Below are 19,341 nucleotides of genomic sequence, written 5' to 3'. Positions count from 1 at the left end.
ATTTCAGCGATAATCCCCACATCGACACCACGAGAGGCATACAAGATGGCTTCGGCTTTCATCCGCACCAGCACGTAATTGTCTGTGCGTTTCTTCCACCTGATCAGAACAGCGGTTTCTTCCGGGGCGACCTCGATCTGCATGTCTCAATCATATCCGAAACAAGACCCCGAATCCATCAAAAATACGATTTCGTTTCATGACGGCCATAGATCTTCTCATCGTACAGTTCACGTGAGGTCTTGCCGTCTGGGCTCGTCCGGCACGGGTACCCCCACACGTCGAGAGTCCGCACGCTGTTCGCGCCAGTGATGGTGAAGAAGTTCTCGAGGTCCTCACCGTTCCACACGCCTGTGACCATGAGGTGCCTGCCAGATTTTCCCTTCTGCCATTCTGTGAGGCGGACCCTTGTCCATTGCCCGTGAGGGGTCAGGCTGCGGAATCTCTGGAGAACTTGATTCTGGGTGACGACATTGCCGGGGCCGGTCGAGATCTCGGGATGGTTGTCGCGGACGATGTCACCATGTCCCTTCCTCACGTCATCGCGGATCAGGGCGCTGCGGAACTGACTGTTTTTGCCGTCAAGGATCTCCACAGCCAGACTTCTGTCAGTGGTCGTACAGACACGGCCGGGAAAAAGATTGTTAGCTGCTGCGGGATCCGCCCGATAGGTCAGCCGCTGGGAGTGGTCGTTCTTGCTCCCCCGGAGCCCGGACGTGTTCTCGACGGCGCCGAAGACGCGGAACCGCGAGCAGGTGAGGATCTCGAAGGCCCGCGAGATCATGCCCTTGACCATCGTCGGCGGGACCACGAGCTTGTCGTCCACCATCGGGAGACTGATCTCGCCTTCATCTTGCTCGCCGAAGACCAGGGGTGTGCGGACAGTCATCTCCAGGTCGATCGATCCCGACCAGCGATCGGCAGCCAGGTGGTCGTGGCCGGTGGCCGGGCCATCGCTGAAGAGATCCTTCGGCAACAGACCCTTGCCCGCCATCTGCTGACTCGGTTGGCGCAGCACGGGAATCCTGTTGACCGCCGAGTGGAACGGTTCGTATTCACCCATCTCAGGCCCACCTTCCCGTCATCAGCTCGTCGGCGAAGACGACATTGCCGTAGCCGTCCTCCTGCACGAACACCTCGACGCCCGTCATCCTCGGTTTCATGTCCAGATCCGCTATGTCACTGTGCTGCAGATAGCTGTTGGTGCGGTACCAGCAGTCCTGCCCGACACCCGCTGCGCCTTCGTGCACGGAGATCTCCGCCGAGCCCGAGCCGTTGAGCCACCTCAGTTCACGGGCCTTCGCCCCGTCAAGCGCCTGCTGTCCCACGGCCCACAGCCGCAGCTCGTAGACGGTGCCCAGTGGTACCTCGTGGTCGGCCCCATCCAGCCTGGTCATCAGGGCCCCGGCAGAGGCCGCACGCACGGAGCGGGCCCCGGCCGTCGTGAAGGCGATGCCCTGCCACTGTGGCGCGGCGCCGGTGAGTCGCGCCAGGGCCTCGCCCAGCGAGTCCTTGGGGAAGGACGTGGAGGCCAGACGGCCCCCCTCCAGCAGGGCCGGTTCGGCTTTCTCGGTGCTGGACATCATGCGTCTTCCCCCTCGACGAGATAGGACGACCAGCCGGTCCAGCCGTCGTCGCCGGCGGCCGGGTTCGGCTCGATCTGGACTTGCCTCAGCCGGGCCAGGATCTGCTCCGGCAGGGGCTCGGAGCCCTCGTCGTGAAGATCCCAGGGCTCTCCGACGATCCCCGGCCCGCCCTCGACACTGATCCGGGTGACCCGCACCTGCCCCAGGCCCCGCGTGCCACGACTGCCCAGCGGCAGGGTGCCCGCCGCGAGTTCGGCCAGCGTCAGACCCAGCAGGCACCACGCGGCCCTGCGACGGTTCAGGTCGGCTTCCTCTGGGAGCATGCCCGGATCCAGTTCGAGTTCGATGCTGTTCCAGTCGACGTCGTGCACCTCCTCGCTGTACAGGGCGCCCTCGGCGGCACCGCCGGTCCACCGGTCCCCGGCATTGTGCGTGATCCTCCGTCCGGAAACGTGCCCGGCGGCGAGGGTGTCGAGGACGGTGAGGGCGCCGCGGTGCTCGGTGCTGCCGAACAGGTCGCGCACGAGCACGGGATCATTGGCGAGCTGATCATGGACGCCGGTCTCGGACCAGTCGAGCTGGTCACCCAGCATGTCCCGGGCGGCGAGCACTGTGCGGGCGATCCGTGAGGCCCGCGACCGCAGCGCCCCGCGCACCGAGCTGCCGGGCAGCACCAGCGGATCGTTCTTGCCGGGGCCGCAGCGCAGCGGCCTGGTCGGCTCGGTCTCATTCGAGGACGGCTCCCCGTCCGCTGGTTGCCGGTCGGCTTCCTCAGTGGGCTCATTGGCCTTCTTCTCGCGGGGTTCGGCGACGAGGATCCCGCTCGGGCTGTCCCAGCCGATGTTGATCCGCACCCGCTCGTCACCCGAGCAGTCCGCGGGCCTGATGCGTTCGGTGATGTTCTGCCCGCCTGCCAGCCACGTCAAGAGCCCCTCGCGGGAACCGAGCTCGCTCCTGGTCAGCAGCCAGGGCCTGTTGTCGTCGAGCTCGACGCGGCCCCAGCCGGCGTTGCGGCGCCCACCGAAACCAACGTGCCCGGCCTTGAAGAGGCCCAGGATGAGACCGAACAACTGCTCGACCTGCTCAGGGCTCGCCGCTTGCTGCGGGGCACCGCCTCCGACGGGCGATACCCCATCGGGCGTGCCGGCCTGTGCGGTGATCGTGAGCTCGAGGCTCCTGCCGGCCGGCACGTACTCGTGGGCGAAGAGCGCCGTGTCCCCGGCGGTGCCCCAGTACCGGTCGACGGCGATACCGGTGCGTCGTGCGAGCGGGCTCCGGCCCTCGTCGCCCTCGGCGTCCGCCGGATCCGTGGAGACCGCGGTCTTGTCGAGTTCGATGGCGTGGAAGGTCAGGGCAGCGGCGCGGTCCTGGTTCCCCCACAACAGCCCGAGGCCCCCGATCCGGTCATCGGTCAGTCGCTCGCAGGCCGCCCGCAGGGCGCCCTTGACCGATCGGCCCGTGATGACCGGGTTCCCGTGCCCGTCACGGGCGAAACACCGGGGTTCCGCCTCCCGGTCGGATCCGCTGCGGGAACGATCCACCGGCACGTCGACGCCGCCCGAGTGCAGCGGCGAACGGGTCACCAGGTGAACGGTCAACTCGTAGCGTGTCCTCATCGCAGGCCTCCTTCAGCTGTCGGGCCGGCCTTCTGGTCGTTGCCGTCACCGCTCAGAAGGTGCTGCTGGGAAAGCCGGGTCAGGCCGAAGTCCTGCCGGCCCAGCAGCTCGTGCCCGAGGACGAATCGACCGAAACCCTGCGCTGTCAACTCCCCGAAACCGGTCACCGAGAGCCGGGCCAGCGCGGCAATCACCGCGCCGGGGTCAGCGCCGGGAACCGGCTGCACCCGCAGCACGGAACCGGCCCGGGCCGCCACGCGAGTTGCGCGCGGCTGCTGGTCGGCGGCGGACCAGGAGTCCACGCGGCGGTGCCGCACCCCGGCGGCGAGCGCGCCCTCGGCCCTGGCGAGTTCCACGTCGGCGCCCCCGCGGCCAAGGGCGGCGAGCAGATCGGACACGGTGCCGCCCGGCCCGAGGGCCCCGGATCTGGCGAGGACGTCAGAGGTGAACCACAGCGTCGTCGCGCCGTCCCCGTCCCAGGCCGGCCGGTCAGGACGGGCCGGGACGAAGCCTCCCGCCCGGCACTCCACGCGGCCGTAGGAGCCGCCCATCCGCCGGGAGCCCAGCCAGGCCGTCACCGGCTCACGTGGCGGGAACGCCTCGTGCAGGCGTTCCCCGAGATGCTCGAACAGCCGCTGCGACACGAGGACGGACGCCCCCATCCGCAGCCCGGCGGGCAGCGCCCGCACCAGGAACAACCGGCCCTGGCTCGCGGCGCCGGTGGCCGGGTCGTGGGCCGTGGACTGGCGCCCCACCAGGGCGGGCGCACCGAGGGAACCCGCCGGGGCCTCCTCACCGGTGCTGGGGATGTCTGCTGGGACGAAGCCAGGGAAGACATAACCCGAACGGACCGGCACCTGCGCCCCGTCCGCGTCCCCTGCGGCGGGTGGTGAGGCGCCGAACAGCGGGTTGCGCATCGGCAGGGCCGCGGAGCGCTGGTCGGGGGTCTTCGGCCTGGTCAGGACGAGCGGTGCCGGCAGACCCCGCACGCCCCCGGCCATCGCGGTGGCGTCGGAGACGAGCAGGTCACCGGCGACGACGGCGTCACGCACCATCTCGTCGTCGGGGAAGGCCCGCCGCAACCGGCGGTGCACCCAGGGCAGGAGCACCGTGCCGCGCAGGAAGTCCAGGGAGCGCACCTCGTTGAACAGCGGCACCTCGTAGGAGACCACCGGGGTGAGGAGTCTCAACTCCAGGTCTGCGCGAACGAAACCCGGATCACCCGCCGCGGCGACCCGCCCCGGGGCGAGGAGCGGGGCGGTGAACCTCTGGTCAGCGGCCGGCGGGGTGGGTGCGGGCCCCGTCCACGCCCCGAGCCTGGCGCGGCACCACTCCCGGGCCCGCGGGGCGTCCATGGCGTCCCCGATGAGCACGTCGCACAGGCCGTCCCCGTCGGAACGGTTGGAGCCGATGCCCCGCACCAGGAGCCCAGCCAGGGCCAGGACGAGCAGGGCGCCGTCGCGCTGCTCGGCGTCCCAGACGAGGGGACGGCCGTGCAGATCGGTCTGGACCAGGCTCACCCGGCCGTGGAGGGTGCAGGCGGCCGTCCGCTCGAAGAAACGCAGGAACTCGGGTTTGGCGGTGCCGGTGTCCTCGTCGATCGACAACGAGACCACCTCGTGCACGGCGACGTCCGGGGCGTCGTCCGGGACGGTCGCGTCGGTGAAGCTCACCAGCCGCGGCGACTCGGGCGTGCCGAAGAGGGCTGTGACGAAGTCGTGCCATGGCCCCCGGGGGGCCTCGTCCAGGGCGCGTGCCGCGGTGGCGGCCTGCTCGCGCACCACGCCGGCCAGGGCCGTGCCGCGCACCACCGGCCGGCCGTTCGCGTCCTTCTCGACGACCGAGCTCACCCCGCCGGCGATGCCGGTGCCCGTGCCCACACCCCAGTCCGAACGGAAGACGATGGTGACGGGGAACTCCAGTGCCCCCTGCCGCGCGGGCGCTGACATGCGGCTCATGCCTGGCCCTCCTCACCGGTCGAGGAATCTGCGGCCGATGGCCTCTGGGGCTCGGAAGGAGGCGGGGACGCCGTGCCCAGCGGCTCCTTCAGGTACGAGGCGGGGAGCAGGTCGGTCAGCTCCATGAGGTCGAACATGGTCTGCTTCCCGCCGAGGCGCTTCGCGTCCGGGAAGCAGGCCTCGGCATCACGCCACTCGTTCTCGGCCTGTTCCAGCAGCCGGTCGCGTTCGGCGGTGTTCCCGGCGAGTTCTGCCTGGGCGGCGTCGGACATCATCGTGCGGATGCGCGCGGCCCGGGTGCGGGGGAAGCCGTCCTGCCGGTCGTCATCGTTCCGCGAGATCGCGCCCGTGAAGAGGCGGACCCGCTCGCAGACGCTCGGCCAGGCGGCATGCCCGGCGAGACCCTGCGATGGCGCGGCAGCACCGGAGCCGAGAACGAAGGGCCGGTTGCTGAGCCGCTCGTAGGCGGCGAGCAGTTCCTCGGGGTCGAGCACGGTGGTGTCGAGCAGTACGTGGTAGGTCAGCGTGGAGACCGACGGGGAACAGGCCTTGCCGACCTCCTTGGCCTCGTCGACGAGGCGTTCGGCCAGGTCGTAGGCGAGGTGGAAGGGGAATTTGAAACGGACCACGGCCACGCCGGCGGCCGCCGTCATCGGCCCGGCCTGGCCGTCGGGGTGGTCACCGAGGTGCCTGAGCAGCGGGTCCGCGGCGGTGGCCTGCTCGTAGTGGCGCAGATAAGCGGCGGCGAACGGCAGGGCGTAGTCGCCGCTCGTGATGACAGTGACGTCATCACCACCGAGCAGCACGGGTACGACGGGGATGGCCTTGTACTCCCTGCCAGCCGTGACGGCGTCCTTCTCGGCCCAGTCGGCGACATCGCGCCAGGCCAGCCGGCAGGCCTGGCGCACGGCGCGGTCCAGGTTCTCGTTGACGGCGAGGGTGAACTTCCGCAGGGCGTCGGCGTCACCGGGTGTGCACTTGACGGCCTGCGTGAAGTCCTCGTGGGGGACGCGGCGCATGGCGGCGGCGAGATCACGCATGATCGCCCCGACGCCGTTGCCGTCGATGTGGACGATGGCGACCTTCGACAGGCCGCCCTGGGGGTCGGCCTCGTTGTCGGGCTGGAGCATCCGCTCCAGCCTGGTCGGGTCACGGGCGAGTTTCTCGTCCTTACCCGTGGGGGCCAGGTCGTCGAGCAGCTCCGAGCGCGCCGTGTACGCGGTGAGCCTCTTGTGCCGTGAGGGCAGCGAGTAGGGTTCCTTCTTGTCCTCGTCGGGCTCATCGTCCTGGTTCAGCGGGGGAGCGGCCGGCAGGGCCGAGTCGCCGGCCCCGGCGAGGAAGGGCATCCGGGCGAACCGGCCGTCGGCGGGAGGCCGCCGCAGGGCGTACTCGGCGGCGGCCTCGTTGAGGGCCCGCAGGTCGTCCGCCCCGAAGTACTCAGAACCCGTCTTCACGTAGACGCCACTGACGTCCATTCCCGGTGCCTCGCCGAGGGCCCGCAGGGTGACGTCGCGGATGACGTTCCGGGCGGCTGCCTCGTCGTCAACGGTGACGATGACCCTGCCCGAGGAACGGGACACCCATTGATGATTATCGGGTTCACACCGATCATCGGTATCCGGTGTTTTCGAGAGAGCATGGGCGACCCAGCACCCGAGACGGGTGATCTGGTGCGAGGCGCCGATGCTCTCCCGCAGCCGCGGGGACTCGAAGATGAAGCGCTGCTTGCTGTTGACGTCGAGGAGGACGGCGTACATGGTTCTCGCCTCGATGCTCAGGACTGTTCGGTGGACTCGGGTGCGAGGACCTCCTTGATGACACCGCCGGCCCGGGCTGTGCTCACGCCCAGCGCGGGGACGTAGTGTGCCGTGCTCTTGTCGTATTCGTAGACGGTGAAGGTGAGCGTGTTGACCAACCGGCCGATGAGGAAGGCCACCGCGAACGGGCATCGCAGGAAGAGGTGCACATGAGGGGTTCCGTGGGCGCCGCAGATGGCACGAATGTGGTCGGCGATCTGTCTCGCGATCGCAGCCCCGTCCCGAGGATCTATCCAGTCGGGTTGTGCCAGCCGCAGATGACTCCATGCGCGCAGGCGCCCCTGCATCGTGTCGAGGAAGTCATTGAAGGCCTTGTCGCTCGCATCCTTACGCAGGTCGACGTAGACGGCGAGCTCGCCAGGGTCAGACGTGCTGCCTCCGCCAGAGGCCACTTCGGTGACGAATTCACCGGTACCGGCGGGTTCGCTGGGCCAGACCTTGTTCCAGTTGTCGGTGGCTTCCGCGCGCCCGATCAGGGTTTCCGGAAACTGAGCGCCCAAGGCAAATGCGACAGACAGGTGCGCGTGTCCGCTCACCTTCAACAGTGAGGCGCCTTGGTTCGCGATGGCACCACGGACGATCCCCAGCACGGCTTGAAGGTCTTCCAAGCTCTGACGGCGGATGGTCCCATCTTCTGAATCGGGCAGGATCATGTCGAAATGGTGCTTGGCCCGTGACGAGTTCGGCGAACCGGCGGGTCGTGTCTCGATGTTCAGTTCGATCGCGTCGGTGTCGGCTGCGAGCGCCGTGACGTGATCCTTGACGTATGCAGTGATGAACTTCTTCTGATCTGACTCCGACAGGCCATCGAGAGTCGCCGGGAACTGCACGATCTTTTTCGCCACCCTCTTTGAGATGTCGAGTACTCTTCCCGGCGCCTCCGGGTCGAGCTGTTTACCATTGGATACTTGATTATGCTGTGGCGGTTGGTCAGCGACCGTGGGCGGCGCTTTCAGATCGAGCTGGTCGCCATAGGGCAGGGCATTGATGATGGTCAGCGAGAACTTCGGGTTGTTCTTGAGAAGATTGAGCAGGCCGGTGGCCTCCACCGTCTGAATGATCTCACTGTTCTCGACGTCGGGAGTCACGACGAGGACGCCACCAGACAGTCCCTTGCCCATCGCCTCCTCGATACGGGCCTCGATGGATCCGGTGGTGAGGTCCTCCTCGTCACGCCAGACCGGTATGCCCGCTGCGCGCAGCAGCCAGGCCAGACGATCGGCGATCCTCATCCCATCAGAGTGACGGTACGAGATGAACACCGGCCCTCGCGGGTCGTACTTGGGTGTGACAGTGGGCATGTGTCCTCCTGGGGCGCGGGCCCGGGTCGGGAGCCCGCGGTGGATCGGTGGTCGTATCGGGCCCCGCTTCACGGTGGTCACCGGTGACCATGCAGTGTGCGAGGCGGTTGGGGATGTCTCGTGTCGGACTCTACCGTTGCTGGCTGCTCAGGGAGGCCGTATCACCAAATGGTCTTGGTGCTTGTGGGGAGCGGTCACAAGCCGAGGGTCGATCTCTCGGGTGCGGAGAAGAGTGGACCCCGCGCAGCCGTGTGGAACCGTCGGTATGGGGTCCTGGCCAGCTTGGTCGTCGTGCCCGCCGGGTTGGAGGCAGAGCACGTCAGGGCCGGATACGGCTGCCCACCTCACCTCAGACGGTGGAACCGTGTGAGGGGGTCGGCCCGGGGAGTCGAGCCATTTCTTCGGGAACGACACAGCGCGTCTGCTCGCCCGGCGATTGCGGTCCATGCCAGCGCGGGCGATGCCGAGCCAGGAATTCGGTGTCATCCCAACTGACCGATGCCTCGAGCAGGCGGTGCAGGGCCAAGCTGCGCCGACGCGAACGACTGGAGGCCGCGGGGCTTCAGGGGTCGATGACTGTCAGATCTGCGCCCAGACTCACCCCATCACGTGGCGTGGGTGTACGGGGCACGACCAGGCCGATGTCCCTCAGCCCGAGGGCGTTCAGGTAGCGAGCACGGGTACGCAGGGGACGTCACCACCGGCTTCACGGGCTTCCATCTGGGACACTGAGACGGCCGATACCCCGAGCCTTCGTGCCGGCTCGCTCTGCGCGACACCAGGTGTGATCCGGGCCTCCTGGATCGTCGTCATGGGGTTGATCCATGAATTGATCCATGGTGGGGCAAGGTCACGCGACGATGAGATGGTCTTCAGATGTGCACAGCCAGGACGTCACGCGTCTGCCCGGGCGTCTCGCCTATCGTTGGGGCAGGGCCCGCGTGCCGGATGCGGGCCGGACAGAGCGAGGAGAACTCGGAGCGTGAACGAGATCGCCGCCGGCGTCGTCGAGATCTACCTGGTGCGGCACGGCCAGACGTGGTTCAACAAGCGCGACCGCGTGCAGGGCTGGTGCGACTCCCCGCTGACCGAGGCCGGCCACGAACTCGCCGCGGCACTCGGGCGCGGACTGGCCGCGGGCGGGATCGTCCTCGACGCGGCCTACAGCGGCGACATGGCCCGCCACCACGAGACCGCCCAGGACATCCTCGACGCCATGGGCTCACCCCTGCCCGTCACCCAGCTCAAGGCGCTGCGCGAGATGTCCTTCGGCGGCTGGGAGGGCGGCCTCAACACCGACATGTGGCGGGCCTGCTGGGACAATCTCGGCGTCAGCACCGACGAGGAGGCCTTCGCCAAGGGCCTCACCCTCGTCGACGTCTACAACGGCATCAGCATCTGCAATCCCGACCCCGACTACCCGACCGAGGGCACGGCGGCCGTCGCCGACCGGGCAGTGGCCGTCCTCGAAGACATCGCCGACGCCGAGGCCGGCCTGCGTGAGCACTCCCGCGTCCTCGTCGTGACGAGCGGCATCACCATCGTCTGCCTGCTCACGGCGCTCGGCTTCCCGCCACGGGACCGGGTGCGCAACGGCGCAGTCGCCCTGCTGCGCCGTGACGCCTCGGGCTGGACTGCCGTGAGGATCAACGACATGAGCTGGGCCGAGAACGGCCGCGCCACCTGAACCCCACGGGGCGGTCCTGGAGCGCCGGGCCGCTCCGGACTGGAACCGGCGCTCGGGGAACATACGGGCGCCCGGGGCGCCGGCGAAGAAAGGCTCACACATGACCGAGGCCAAGGGCCCCGTCGAGATCTACCTGGTGCGCCACGGCGAGACCTGGTTCAACAAACTCGACCGCGTGCAGGGCTGGTGCGGCACCCCGCTGACACCCAGGGGCTTCGCCGTCGCCCAGGCGATCGGCCGGGCCTTCGCCAGCGCCGGTATCGACTTCACTGCCGCCTACTGCGGCGACATGCTGCGCCACCACGAGACGATGACCTCGCTGCTCGCCGGCATGGGCTCCGGCCTGCAGCCGATCTCGCGGTTCGGCCTGCGCGAGATGTCCTTCGGCGCCTGGGAGGGCATGCCGAACAAGCTCATGTGGGAGGCCGCGTTCCGGGAGCTGGGCGTCGCCTCGGTGCAGGAGGCCCTCGACGCCGGCCACACCCTCCTCGACATCTACGACGTCTTCAGCCGCACCAACCCGGACACCGACTACCCGTCGGACAATGTCAGGCAGGCGGCCGACCGGGCCCTGGCGACCCTCGACGAGATCGCCGCCGCGGAGGCCGTGCCGGCCGCCACACCCAGGGTGCTGGTCGTGAGCAGCGGCGTGACGATCGCCTGCATCCTCGACCGGCTGGGCGCCGAGCTCACCGCCCCGATCCACAACGGCGGCGTGAGCCGCCTGCTGCGCGGGGAGCACGGCGACTGGGCCGTGCTCGACCACGACGACGTCAGCTGGGCCGAGCGGGGCGGCTGGCAGGGCTGAGGGATCTCAGCGGATGGCGTAGAGCCTGCGGCTGGAGGTTGGCCGGGCATAGGACGTCAATTCGACGTGCACGAGGACGGCCCCGGGGGCTGCGAGGACCGTCGCGTACTGGAAGTACGGGAACTGCGTGTCCGGCCGGTTGCTCCGGTTGGCCCTGTACAGATCCTCGAACTCGTCGTCGGTGACCGCCACGTCAGCGGTCACCGGGCCATCGGGGGAGGTCATGTGCACCTGCAGCACGCGTTCACGGCGCGCCTGGTCACTGGTGACGTCGAGCCTGGCGGTGTCGACCGTCGTGGACCGCTCGGCGGGGCTCGTGGTACGGGTGACCGGGTCGAAGACGGTGGCGGGTCGTGTCGAACGAGTGACGCTGCTGTCCAGGGCGGTTGCGACGAGGCTCGTGCGTGACCGGCGGTAGTCCGGGCCGGTGGTCTGTCCGAGGTCGATCCTCTGGGCGCCGTCGGTGCCTCCTGCTGCCGCCACCTCGTCGATGTTGATGGCGACTGCCGGGCCGCCGTCGTCGTACGTCGGCTCCTCGGTGTACTGGATCGTCCAGCCGTCGATGACCAGAGGGGAGAAGTAGTGGTCGTTGAGGCTCACATTCTCCATGACTGTCCTGCGGTTCGGGTCGTCCTGGGGTGCCAGGACGATGGACGCGGCGAGGACCGACCTGTCCACCTCCTTGCCCAGGATGAACGTCGAGTGGCCTGCCGGGCCGGCGTAGTCGGGGGCGTCTTCTGATTCGGGCAGTGTCCACAGGGTCTTTCCGGTGGTCAGGTCGATGGCCTCGGTGCCGATGAGGACCGCGGTGTCGGTGAGCTGAACCGGTCCCAGCTCGTAGACCGACTTGCGCGTGACGAGGCGTTCTGCCACGACCCGCCCGGTGAGGGTGTCGAGGACGGTGACCGGTGCCCGCTCCACGGCTTTCACAAGGCCGCCGGCGCTGCTCCCAGGAGTCTCGGTGACGAATGCGGCGTAGCGGTGGTCGGGGCCGGTGATGATCTTCCCGTGGTCTCCCAGGCTGAGGAGTTCGGCGTTGGGACGGTGGTAGGTCCATCGGGTCGACCCGTCGGCGGGGTCGAGTCCGCGGATCTCGGCGCCGGTGACGAGGACGGGGCCGGCAGCGCCGACCGTGATCGTGTCGATGTCCTCGTCGAGGTCGATGGCCCAGGCGGGTTCGCCGGCCACCGTGGCGGGGACGGCGGGGATCTGCGACGGCTCGGGCGCTGTCCGCTGGATCGGCCGGGCCGCCCAGACGGGGGTGAGTGCCACGGCCAGGGCCAGGGTGAGGGTGATGAGGCCCGTCAGGGCGGTCGCGGTACGGGAGGTGTCCGCGGAGGGGAGCGGGCGCCAGCGGGCGATGTCGTGCGCGCTTCTCCGGTGGCGTGCCGGGTGGGTGCGCAGCAGCAGGTCCGTGATTGCGAGGGCGCCGAAGCTAAGGCAGGCGGCTCCGATGGCGACCGGGTGGCCAAGGAGAAAACCGGACTCGGACGCCAGCTCCACCGAGCTGCAGATGCAGGCGCCCAGCGCCACGACTGACAGCACGGCGATGATGGCCGGTGCGGTCACCCGGTTGCCTTGGTGCCCCGAGCTGAGTTCCTGGGAACGGAGGACCACGCCGATGGCCCAGACGACGAGCGTGAGAAGGACAAACCAGGCGATGGTCGCGAGGGGATCACCCGAGACGATGATGTCCTTGGTAAGGAACCGCGCGGCCAGCGCAACCAGCGCGATGGTGGCGAGGAGTGCACCGGTGCGGGTGCCGCGCAGCACGTCGACCCGGGTTCTGGTCATTGGGGCCGTGGGTCTGCGGGGCCGACCGGCCATCGTGCCGGCGGGTTGCCGGCTCCCGTGATCGTCGGGAGCGGAGATGGCCATGGTATGTCCTCACTGCCGTGCCGGTCCTGTTCCGAACCCGGAACTTCGGCAGGCTTGCGCAGTTCGTTCAGGTCGTCCACAGGCCCCCGCGATCCCCACGGGCACGTCGCATCTCCTGTTTGCCAACCGGGCCGCACAGAACTCCGAGGACATGCCCACGTGAGCTGCCGGGCACATCCAAGGAGGTTACTCAAGAACCATGCCGTGGTGAGGCCTTTCACGAGATGCAGGGGTAAATCCGGGGTTGGTTGGCCGCACCCGGCAAGACGGCCTGTGTTGTCCAAGAGCGCTGGGCTAGGCAGCGCCCTGGAGGGCGGCCCGTGCCGCCTCGATCGAGACGACGGCCTCGGCCAGCTCCCGCTCGTAGCGCGGCTCGAAGTGCCCCTCGACCGGCCGGCCCGCCCACAGGGCCCGGAAACCCCAGGCTGCACCGACGAAGGCGCCGCCCAGGATCGCCATCGAGTCGGAGTCGCCGCCGGTGTGCACCAGCCGGCGCACCGCGTCGGCCGGGTCACCGGCGTCGACGGCCCGCTGTGTCACGGCCGTCGCGGTGACCAGCGCCTCGTCGGCCACCCAGCCCTGCCCGAAGAACAGGCAGGGGTCACCCCTGTCCGCGGCGAACTCGCCCCACAGCGACCGCACCCGGGCCAGGCGCGCGGCCAGCTCGTCGCAGGCGGCGGCGACGCCCGCCCGCTCGGCGCCCGAGCCGAGCCCGGCCAGCGGCCGCACCACCTCGATGGCCTGCTCGGCCGCCCCGACCAGCCCGAGGTCCCGGAGCCGGGCCGTGTCGTCCAGCGCCAGGCAGCGCTGGGTGAGTAGGGCGACGACCGCCGCCGCGACCCAGCCCATCGGGTGGTCGTGGGTGATCTGCGACTGGGCGAACGAGACCGCCGCGGTGACCGGCTCCGGCAGCCCGAGCAGCCCGGTCCACGGGGCGCGCATCGTCGTGCCGCAGCCCTTCGAGTCGTTGCCGAGCGCGCCCTCGCGCCAGCTCCGTGCGCTGCCCGCGGCGGCCAGCAGCTCCAGCCTGCCGGTGGCCGCCAGGCACGCCCTGCCCGGAGCCCGGTCGTTGTCCGGGTCGGAGCGCCAGGCGATGTACCGGTGGGCGAAGGCCTCGCGCACGAGATCCCAGCCCTGGCCGGCGGGCAGGGCGAGCAGCGCGCGACGCCCCTCGTCGGAGGCGATGAGGCCGGTGAGCGCGGTGTTCGTCGCCAGGCACATCTGGGTGTCGTCCGAGACGACCAGCGGATCGCTCGGGGCGGGGTCGGCCTGCTCGATCTGCTCGAAGCTCCAGAACTCGGTGGGGCGCCCCCAGGCGTCACCCCAGGCGGAGCCGAGGACGGCCCCGCGGATACGGTCGTGCAGCGCGGCGACGGTGCTCATGGCGACGTGACCTCCTTCGGCTGGTGCGCCCCAGCGTAGAACAGGTCGTCAGCCCGCAGGCCCTGGCCGGCGGCGGGCGCGTCGCCTCCACGCCCGGCTCACCGCTGACGTCGACCGGGACGCCGGGTCGGTTGGGCCCGTCGCTGCGTGGCCGGCCGTCGATGAGGGCAGGCGTGCGCCATCTACGGGCGCGGCCCCGGGCGCCCCATTCTTCGCTGATACGTGGAGCACACCAGTGCGTCGCCCGCCGGCGCGCCCACAAGACGAGGGCCGGTGGTGTCGGACAGCCGGTTGGCCTGCTCCGCGGTGGCGCGGCCACGAGACGAGGGCCGGTGGCGAGGCCGTGGCGCGCCCATGGGCGGGGTGCAGGTGGCCCCTGGGGTGCCACTCGCCGCCCCGGTACGGTGGGAGCCATCGCGACCAAGGAGGCAGCATGGCTGAGGGCAGGGGAGCGGCGCGCAGGGCCGGCAGGCCGACGGTGCTGCTCGGTATCAGCGCGAGCATCGCCGCGTTCAAGGCGGCCGGGCTGGCCAGTGCCCTGACGAAGGCCGGTGTCACCGTGCAGGCGGTCATGACACCGCGCGCCACCGACTTCATCGCCCCGCTCACCCTGGAGGCCCTCACCGGTAACCCGTGCCCGGTCGAGAACATCCCCTCCGGCCCGGGTAGCGCGATGGAGCACATCGACCTCGCCAGGGCCGCCGATCTCGTGCTCGTCGCCCCGGCGAGCGCCGACGTCATCGGCCGGATCGCGAACGGCCTGGCGGACGACCTGCTCACCACGGCGATCCTCGCCTGCACCTGCCCCGTGCTCATCGCCCCGGCCATGAACACCCACATGTTCGCCAACCCCGCCGTGCAGGCCAATCTGACGCGCCTGACCGGCCTGGGCTACGAGGTGCTCGCCCCCGACAGCGGCCGCCTGGCCTGCGGTGACGTCGGCCCCGGCAGGATGCCCGACGAGCAGGTGCTCGTGGCGCGGGTGCTGAAACGCCTCGGCCTGCCCGCGGATCCGGTCGAACCGTGCCCGGACGGCGCCGCCGCAGCCGATGGCGGCCTCGACCGCCTCGACCCCAGCGGCACTGAGGCGCCCGCCCCGGCGGGCGGCACCGCCCGTGCCGACGGATCCGTGGGCGAATGCCCTGGCGATCCCGCCCCGGTGGACGGACCCGCCGGCCCGGCCGAAGTACCGTCCGAGCCCGGGCCTCCGCCCCAGGGTGACGGCGACCTGGCAGGTCTGCGGGTCCTCGTCACGGCCGGCGCCACCATCGAACGCATCGACCCGGTGCGCTACATCACCAACCACTCCACCGGCCGGATGGGTTTCGCGCTCGCCAAGGCGGCCCGCGACCGCGGCGCCCACGTCACGCTCGTGGCCGGCAGCACCGCGTCCCCGCCGCCCGAGATGGACCGCGTCGTGCGGGTCGAGTCGGCCGAGCAGATGTTCGAGGCGGTCACCGGTCAGGCGCAGGAGGCCGATGTCGTCATCATGGCCGCGGCCGTCGCCGACTACCGGCCCCGCCACGTCGCCGAGCAGAAGATCAAGAAGGACGACGGGCCGGCGGTGCTGGAACTGGAACGCACCCGCGACATCCTCGCCTGGCTGGGCGAGCACCGGCGCCCCGGCCAGACGCTGTGCGGCTTCTCGATGGAGACCACCGAACTCGTCGAGAACTCGCGGCGCAAGCTGGAGCGCAAGGGCGTCGACCTCATCGTCGCCAACGACCTGTCGACGCCCGGCGCCGGCTTCGGCGGTGACACCAACGTCGTGACGATCATCACCCCCGCCGGGCAGACCCAGCTGCCCCTGGCCGGCAAGCGGGAAGTCGCCGACCAGGTGCTGTCGGCCATCGTGCAGGCCCGCTCCGGGCGCTGAGCGGGCTTCACCCTGCGTGTCTCGTGCGTCATTTCACGAGGAACGCAGGCTGATCGCCCGGTAGGGCCGGCCGGTTCAGGCCAGCGCATCCCGCAGCGCCGCCAGCGCCCTGCCGGCGTCGGCGTCCACCACGATCGAGCGGCCTGCAAGCTCGTCCGGCACGAACACCTCGCCGAGGTTCAGCTGCGCGTACGTGGCCTGCGGGTTGGTGGCGACCGCCTGCCAGAAGGGGTACTTGATGATGCCCGGGGTGTTTCCGCCGACTCCCACTTCGAGGTAGACGATCCTGCCCTCGGAGTGCTCACGGCGGTACGCGGCGTAGCGATCGGCGGCCGCGTCCCAGCCGGCGTCCTGGACGAAGGTGTCGTCGGCCCGCAGGTTCATGCTCATCGGTCGCTCGCACACCGGGCAGTGCGGCACCAGTTCCGGGGGCACCCGCAGGTCGCGCTGTTGCTCGACCATCGCGGCGACGGTCTCGTAGTTGTCGTAGGTGCCCCGGTGGCAGGGCAGCGAGCACTGCCACAGCCCGTAGTCGCCCTGCGTGTAGAACAGCCGCGCCCGGTCGAAGCCGGCCCGCTGGAACTGGTGGTCGACGTTCGTCGTGAGGACGAAGTGGTCCCGACCGCGAACGATCTCGAGCAGGGCCAGGTACGGCCGCCCCACCGGGCAGTCGTAGCGGTTGACCCAGATGTGACGGCTCCACCACGCCCAGTAGGTCTCCGGGTCGGGGAACCGGTGGAAGCCGCCCGAGTACATGTCGGTGATGCCGAAGCGCTCGGCGAAGTCGGCGAAGTGCCGTTCGAAACGCTCACCGGAGTAGGACAGTCCGGCCGCCGTCGACAGGCCCGCCCCGGCCCCGACGAGCACGGCCTCCGCCTCCGCGATCATCCCGGCGAGACGGCCGATGCCCGCCTCGAAGACGTCATTCGATCCAGTGGTCCGGTCGCCACTCACGACATGCTCCTCCGTTCCATCAGGGTGTTGTCAGGGTGTCGGGACGTCCCCTCCGGTCTACCCGCCACCTCTACAATCCAGCCGTGTCCTGTGCCTACCACCCCGCGGTGCAGGCCGATCTTCTCTGCGATGCTCATCCGCATGCTGCTCCTCGAACGCAAGATCCGCAGCCTCCAGGCGATGCCCGCCGAGCAGCTCGTTGTAGAGCCGCAGGTCCAGGTCGGTGAAGACATTGAGGACCACTTTGAGGGCTGAGCCCGCCCGCTCCTTGTAGTCGCGGATCGCGCCCAGCGCAACGGCGGCCGCCGCGTCGTTGGGGAAGCCGAACTCGCCCGTCGAAACGCAGCAGAAGGCGATGCTGGCCAGACCGCTCTCGTCCGCCAGGGCCAGTGCCGAACGGTAGCAGGAGGCCAGCAGCTCGCGGTGCTCGGCGGTGAGTGGGCCGGTGACGACGGGCCCGACGGTGTGGATCACGTGGTGGGCCGGCAGGTTGAAACCCGGGGTGATCTTCGCCGTACCGGTCGGCTCGTCGTGCCCCTGCGCGCGCATCAGCTCGGCGCAGGCCACCCGCAGCTGCACGCCCGCGGAACTGTGGATCGCGTTGTCGACGCAGCGGTGGTTGGATACGAAGCAGCCCAGCAGCTTGTTGTTCGCCGCGTTGACGATCGCGTCGACCCCGAGCGTGGTGATGTCGCCCTGCCAGCAGAACAGGTCGGGGTCGTGCGGGGCCGGCGTCAGCTCGTCGAGGCTCGTGACGCCCTTGCCCGCGGTCAACTCACGCAGGTAGGCGTCCTGCACGGCGAGGAAGTCCTCGCTCACCGGGGCTGGCATGCGCACGTTCATGAGCCCGCGCAGCAGCCGCTGCTGGTCGTGCCGTCCGGCCGGCACCTCGAGCCGGGCGTACTCGGGGTCCTCCGCGAGCAGCGCATCAAGCAGCCAGCGCCTGCGCTCGGCCTGGCTCATCGCCTGTGAATCGGTCGTCACGGCGCCAGACTGCCGCTGTCCGCATGGGTGCGCAAGACGGCACATCGAAGTGCGATGGGCACCCGCAGGTGACCAACCGGGATGATGAGCGTCTGCCCAGGCGCCTGTCCAGCTGCGATGTGGCATCGTCGTGACCGTGGCGTGCAGGATGCAGCGCGCGTGCGCTCCGCGCGCGGCTCCGGTGACTGTCTCATGCGCGATCCCTCGCGCCTCGTGCGCGTTCTCCCTTGTGCGCGCGGCGGTGTATGCCTACGCGGCCCGGTCCCAGCGCCCCGACAGCGTTCTTTCGTGCGCGCGGCGCTGGGGTGGTGGGAGTCCTCTGCTGCGGGGACGTGACGTCAGCTCGCCACCCGCTTCTTGTACTCCTCGCCCCACTCCCGCATGGCGTCGAGGATCGGCTGCAGGCTGCGCCCGAGCTCGGTGAGCGAGTACTCCACGCGCGGTGGCACCTCGGCGTAGACCGTGCGGTCGACCAGGCCGTTCGCCTCCATCGCGCGAAGCTGCTGGGTGAGCACCTTCTGTGAGATGCGGCCGATCGAGCGCTGTAGCTGGCTGAAACGCCGGGTGCCGTCGGCCAGGTCACGCAGGACGAGGACGACCCACTTGTTCCCGATGAGTGTCAAGGTGGTCTCCACTGGGCAGGCAGGCAGCTCGTCGGGGACTGCCCTGGTTCTCGGCATTGCTTGTCAACTCCAATAGTTTCTTATAGGTATCTACAGCACAAAATAGTGCCTTCTTCCCAGAAAGCATGAACCATCCTAGTCTCCTGGTATCAGCCGCGAACCCCACGGGGCGCGGACACCACCACAGGAAGCAGGAGAACCATGACCAAGAGGATCGCCGTCGTCGCGGCCAACGGCAAGGCCGGCCGGCTCATCGTCGAAGAGGCCGTCCGGCGTGACCACGACGTCACCGCTGTGACCCGATCGGCCAACCAGACGGTGGCCCCCAGCGGCCTCGTCAAGGACATCTTCGACCTGACCGCCAAGGAGCTGGCCGGTTTCGACGCCGTCGTGGACGCCTTCGGCGCTTGGGCGCCCGAGACCCTGCCGCAGCACTCGACCACGCTCGCCCACCTGTGCGACGTGCTGTCCGGTACGCCGACGCGCCTCGTCGTCGTCGGTGGCGCGGGCTCGCTCTACACCAACCCGGAGCACACCGCCCAGGTCTGCGACGGGCCGGACTTCCCGGAGTCCTTCAAGCCGCTTGCGGCGGCGATGGGCGCCGCACTGGCCGACCTGCGGAAGCGCTCGGACGTGGACTGGGTCTACGTCTCACCGGCCGCCGACTTCCAGGCCGACGGAGAGCGCAGCGGCAAGTACATCGTGGGCGGCGAGGAACTCACCCTCAACGAGCGCGGCGAGTCGGTCATCTCGTACGCCGACTACGCGATCGCCGTGGTCGACGAGATCGAGTCGGGCACGCACAGCCGCGAGCGCATCAGCGTCGTTCGCAAGTGACCCAGGAGCAGCTCGGCCGAGTGGTCGCGGTCA

15 protein-coding genes are annotated in these 19,341 nt (G+C 69.6%); 4 read left to right on the top strand and 11 right to left on the bottom strand.

The window, feature by feature from the left end:
* Window positions 1–178: 178 nt before the first annotated feature.
* Genes D9T14_RS12540 through D9T14_RS12515 form a run of 6 tightly spaced genes read right to left on the bottom strand, consistent with a single transcriptional unit; the run spans window position 179 to window position 8,278 of the window.
* Window positions 179–1,063: a hypothetical protein gene (locus D9T14_RS12540; RefSeq protein WP_119162779.1), complete on the bottom strand. Its 885-nt coding sequence runs from the start codon at window positions 1,061–1,063 to the stop codon at window positions 179–181.
* Window position 1,064: 1 nt separating this feature from the next.
* Window positions 1,065–1,586, bottom strand: a complete 522-nt coding sequence (locus D9T14_RS12535; protein ID WP_119162780.1) for a hypothetical protein — start codon at window positions 1,584–1,586, stop codon at window positions 1,065–1,067.
* Window positions 1,583–3,202 (bottom strand): RAMP superfamily CRISPR-associated protein, encoded by a 1,620-nt coding sequence (locus D9T14_RS12530; RefSeq protein WP_119162781.1) that lies wholly within the window; start codon window positions 3,200–3,202, stop codon window positions 1,583–1,585. The genes D9T14_RS12535 and D9T14_RS12530 overlap by 4 nt, the downstream gene beginning before the upstream one ends.
* A complete protein-coding gene (locus D9T14_RS12525; RefSeq protein ID WP_119162782.1) occupies window positions 3,199–5,160 on the bottom strand; it encodes an RAMP superfamily CRISPR-associated protein in 1,962 nt (653 codons plus the stop codon). The genes D9T14_RS12530 and D9T14_RS12525 overlap by 4 nt, the downstream gene beginning before the upstream one ends.
* The gene (locus D9T14_RS12520; protein WP_119162783.1) at window positions 5,157–6,917 is read right to left on the bottom strand and encodes a Cas10/Cmr2 second palm domain-containing protein; all 1,761 of its coding nucleotides are present in this window, start codon (window positions 6,915–6,917) and stop codon (window positions 5,157–5,159) included. Before D9T14_RS12520 ends, D9T14_RS12525 begins: the two co-directional genes overlap by 4 nt.
* Window positions 6,918–6,934: 17 nt before the next feature.
* Entirely contained in the window at window positions 6,935–8,278 is a 1,344-nt protein-coding gene (locus D9T14_RS12515; RefSeq protein WP_119162784.1) for an SAVED domain-containing protein, read from the bottom strand.
* 982 nt (window positions 8,279–9,260) lie between these two features.
* Between D9T14_RS12515 and D9T14_RS13740 the strand changes: the two genes are divergently transcribed.
* Together D9T14_RS13740 and D9T14_RS12505 are read left to right on the top strand one after the other, a co-directional pair.
* Window positions 9,261–9,965, top strand: coding sequence for a histidine phosphatase family protein (locus D9T14_RS13740; protein WP_170175627.1), 705 nt, complete (start codon window positions 9,261–9,263; stop codon window positions 9,963–9,965).
* Window positions 9,966–10,065: 100 nt separating this feature from the next.
* Window positions 10,066–10,773: a histidine phosphatase family protein gene (locus D9T14_RS12505; protein WP_119162786.1), complete on the top strand. Its 708-nt coding sequence runs from the start codon at window positions 10,066–10,068 to the stop codon at window positions 10,771–10,773.
* A gap of 6 nt (window positions 10,774–10,779) precedes the next feature.
* On the opposite strand, the gene D9T14_RS12500 is transcribed toward D9T14_RS12505, so the two are convergent.
* Window positions 10,780–12,567: a PQQ-binding-like beta-propeller repeat protein gene (locus D9T14_RS12500; RefSeq protein ID WP_119162787.1), complete on the bottom strand. Its 1,788-nt coding sequence runs from the start codon at window positions 12,565–12,567 to the stop codon at window positions 10,780–10,782.
* A gap of 378 nt (window positions 12,568–12,945) precedes the next feature.
* On the bottom strand, window positions 12,946–14,034 hold the full coding sequence (locus D9T14_RS12495) for an ADP-ribosylglycohydrolase family protein (protein ID WP_119162788.1): 1,089 nt from the start codon (window positions 14,032–14,034) through the stop codon (window positions 12,946–12,948).
* A 433-nt stretch (window positions 14,035–14,467) separates the two neighbouring features.
* On the opposite strand from D9T14_RS12495, the gene D9T14_RS13735 reads away from it, so the two are divergent.
* The gene (locus D9T14_RS13735) at window positions 14,468–15,910 is read left to right on the top strand and encodes a bifunctional phosphopantothenoylcysteine decarboxylase/phosphopantothenate synthase (protein ID WP_119162789.1); all 1,443 of its coding nucleotides are present in this window, start codon (window positions 14,468–14,470) and stop codon (window positions 15,908–15,910) included.
* 75 nt (window positions 15,911–15,985) lie between these two features.
* Here the strand turns inward: D9T14_RS13735 and D9T14_RS12485 are convergent, their stop codons facing one another.
* The 3 genes from D9T14_RS12485 to D9T14_RS12475 all read right to left on the bottom strand — a co-directional run bounded on the left by D9T14_RS12485 (window position 15,986) and on the right by D9T14_RS12475 (window position 18,528).
* Entirely contained in the window at window positions 15,986–16,864 is an 879-nt protein-coding gene (locus D9T14_RS12485; protein WP_197720624.1) for an SIR2 family NAD-dependent protein deacylase, read from the bottom strand.
* A gap of 57 nt (window positions 16,865–16,921) precedes the next feature.
* The gene (locus D9T14_RS12480) at window positions 16,922–17,848 is read right to left on the bottom strand and encodes a protein-ADP-ribose hydrolase (protein WP_197720625.1); all 927 of its coding nucleotides are present in this window, start codon (window positions 17,846–17,848) and stop codon (window positions 16,922–16,924) included.
* A 338-nt stretch (window positions 17,849–18,186) separates the two neighbouring features.
* Window positions 18,187–18,528, bottom strand: a complete 342-nt coding sequence (locus D9T14_RS12475; protein ID WP_119162791.1) for a winged helix-turn-helix transcriptional regulator — start codon at window positions 18,526–18,528, stop codon at window positions 18,187–18,189.
* A 144-nt stretch (window positions 18,529–18,672) separates the two neighbouring features.
* Between D9T14_RS12475 and D9T14_RS12470 the strand changes: the two genes are divergently transcribed.
* A complete protein-coding gene (locus tag D9T14_RS12470) occupies window positions 18,673–19,308 on the top strand; it encodes an NAD(P)-dependent oxidoreductase (RefSeq protein WP_119162792.1) in 636 nt (211 codons plus the stop codon).
* Window positions 19,309–19,341 lie beyond the last annotated feature (33 nt).

The organism is Propionibacterium australiense (assembly GCF_003666605.1).
GTDB lineage: Bacteria > Actinomycetota > Actinomycetes > Propionibacteriales > Propionibacteriaceae > Propionibacterium > Propionibacterium australiense.
Note: the sequence above shows the minus strand (reverse complement) of the source record. Positions and strands in the feature narration are given on the sequence as shown.

Coding starts and splice junctions, on each gene's coding strand:
- D9T14_RS12540 (WP_119162779.1), bottom strand. CDS start 1,063: ATGGGTGAATACGAACCGTTCCACTCGGCGGTCAACAGGATTCCCGTG.
- D9T14_RS12535 (WP_119162780.1), bottom strand. CDS start 1,586: ATGATGTCCAGCACCGAGAAAGCCGAACCGGCCCTGCTGGAGGGGGGC.
- D9T14_RS12530 (WP_119162781.1), bottom strand. CDS start 3,202: ATGAGGACACGCTACGAGTTGACCGTTCACCTGGTGACCCGTTCGCCG.
- D9T14_RS12525 (WP_119162782.1), bottom strand. CDS start 5,160: ATGAGCCGCATGTCAGCGCCCGCGCGGCAGGGGGCACTGGAGTTCCCC.
- D9T14_RS12520 (WP_119162783.1), bottom strand. CDS start 6,917: ATGTACGCCGTCCTCCTCGACGTCAACAGCAAGCAGCGCTTCATCTTC.
- D9T14_RS12515 (WP_119162784.1), bottom strand. CDS start 8,278: ATGCCCACTGTCACACCCAAGTACGACCCGCGAGGGCCGGTGTTCATC.
- D9T14_RS12505 (WP_119162786.1), top strand. CDS start 10,066: ATGACCGAGGCCAAGGGCCCCGTCGAGATCTACCTGGTGCGCCACGGC.
- D9T14_RS12500 (WP_119162787.1), bottom strand. CDS start 12,567: ATGACCAGAACCCGGGTCGACGTGCTGCGCGGCACCCGCACCGGTGCA.
- D9T14_RS12495 (WP_119162788.1), bottom strand. CDS start 14,034: ATGAGCACCGTCGCCGCGCTGCACGACCGTATCCGCGGGGCCGTCCTC.
- D9T14_RS13735 (WP_119162789.1), top strand. CDS start 14,468: ATGGCTGAGGGCAGGGGAGCGGCGCGCAGGGCCGGCAGGCCGACGGTG.
- D9T14_RS12475 (WP_119162791.1), bottom strand. CDS start 18,528: ATGCCGAGAACCAGGGCAGTCCCCGACGAGCTGCCTGCCTGCCCAGTG.
- D9T14_RS12470 (WP_119162792.1), top strand. CDS start 18,673: ATGACCAAGAGGATCGCCGTCGTCGCGGCCAACGGCAAGGCCGGCCGG.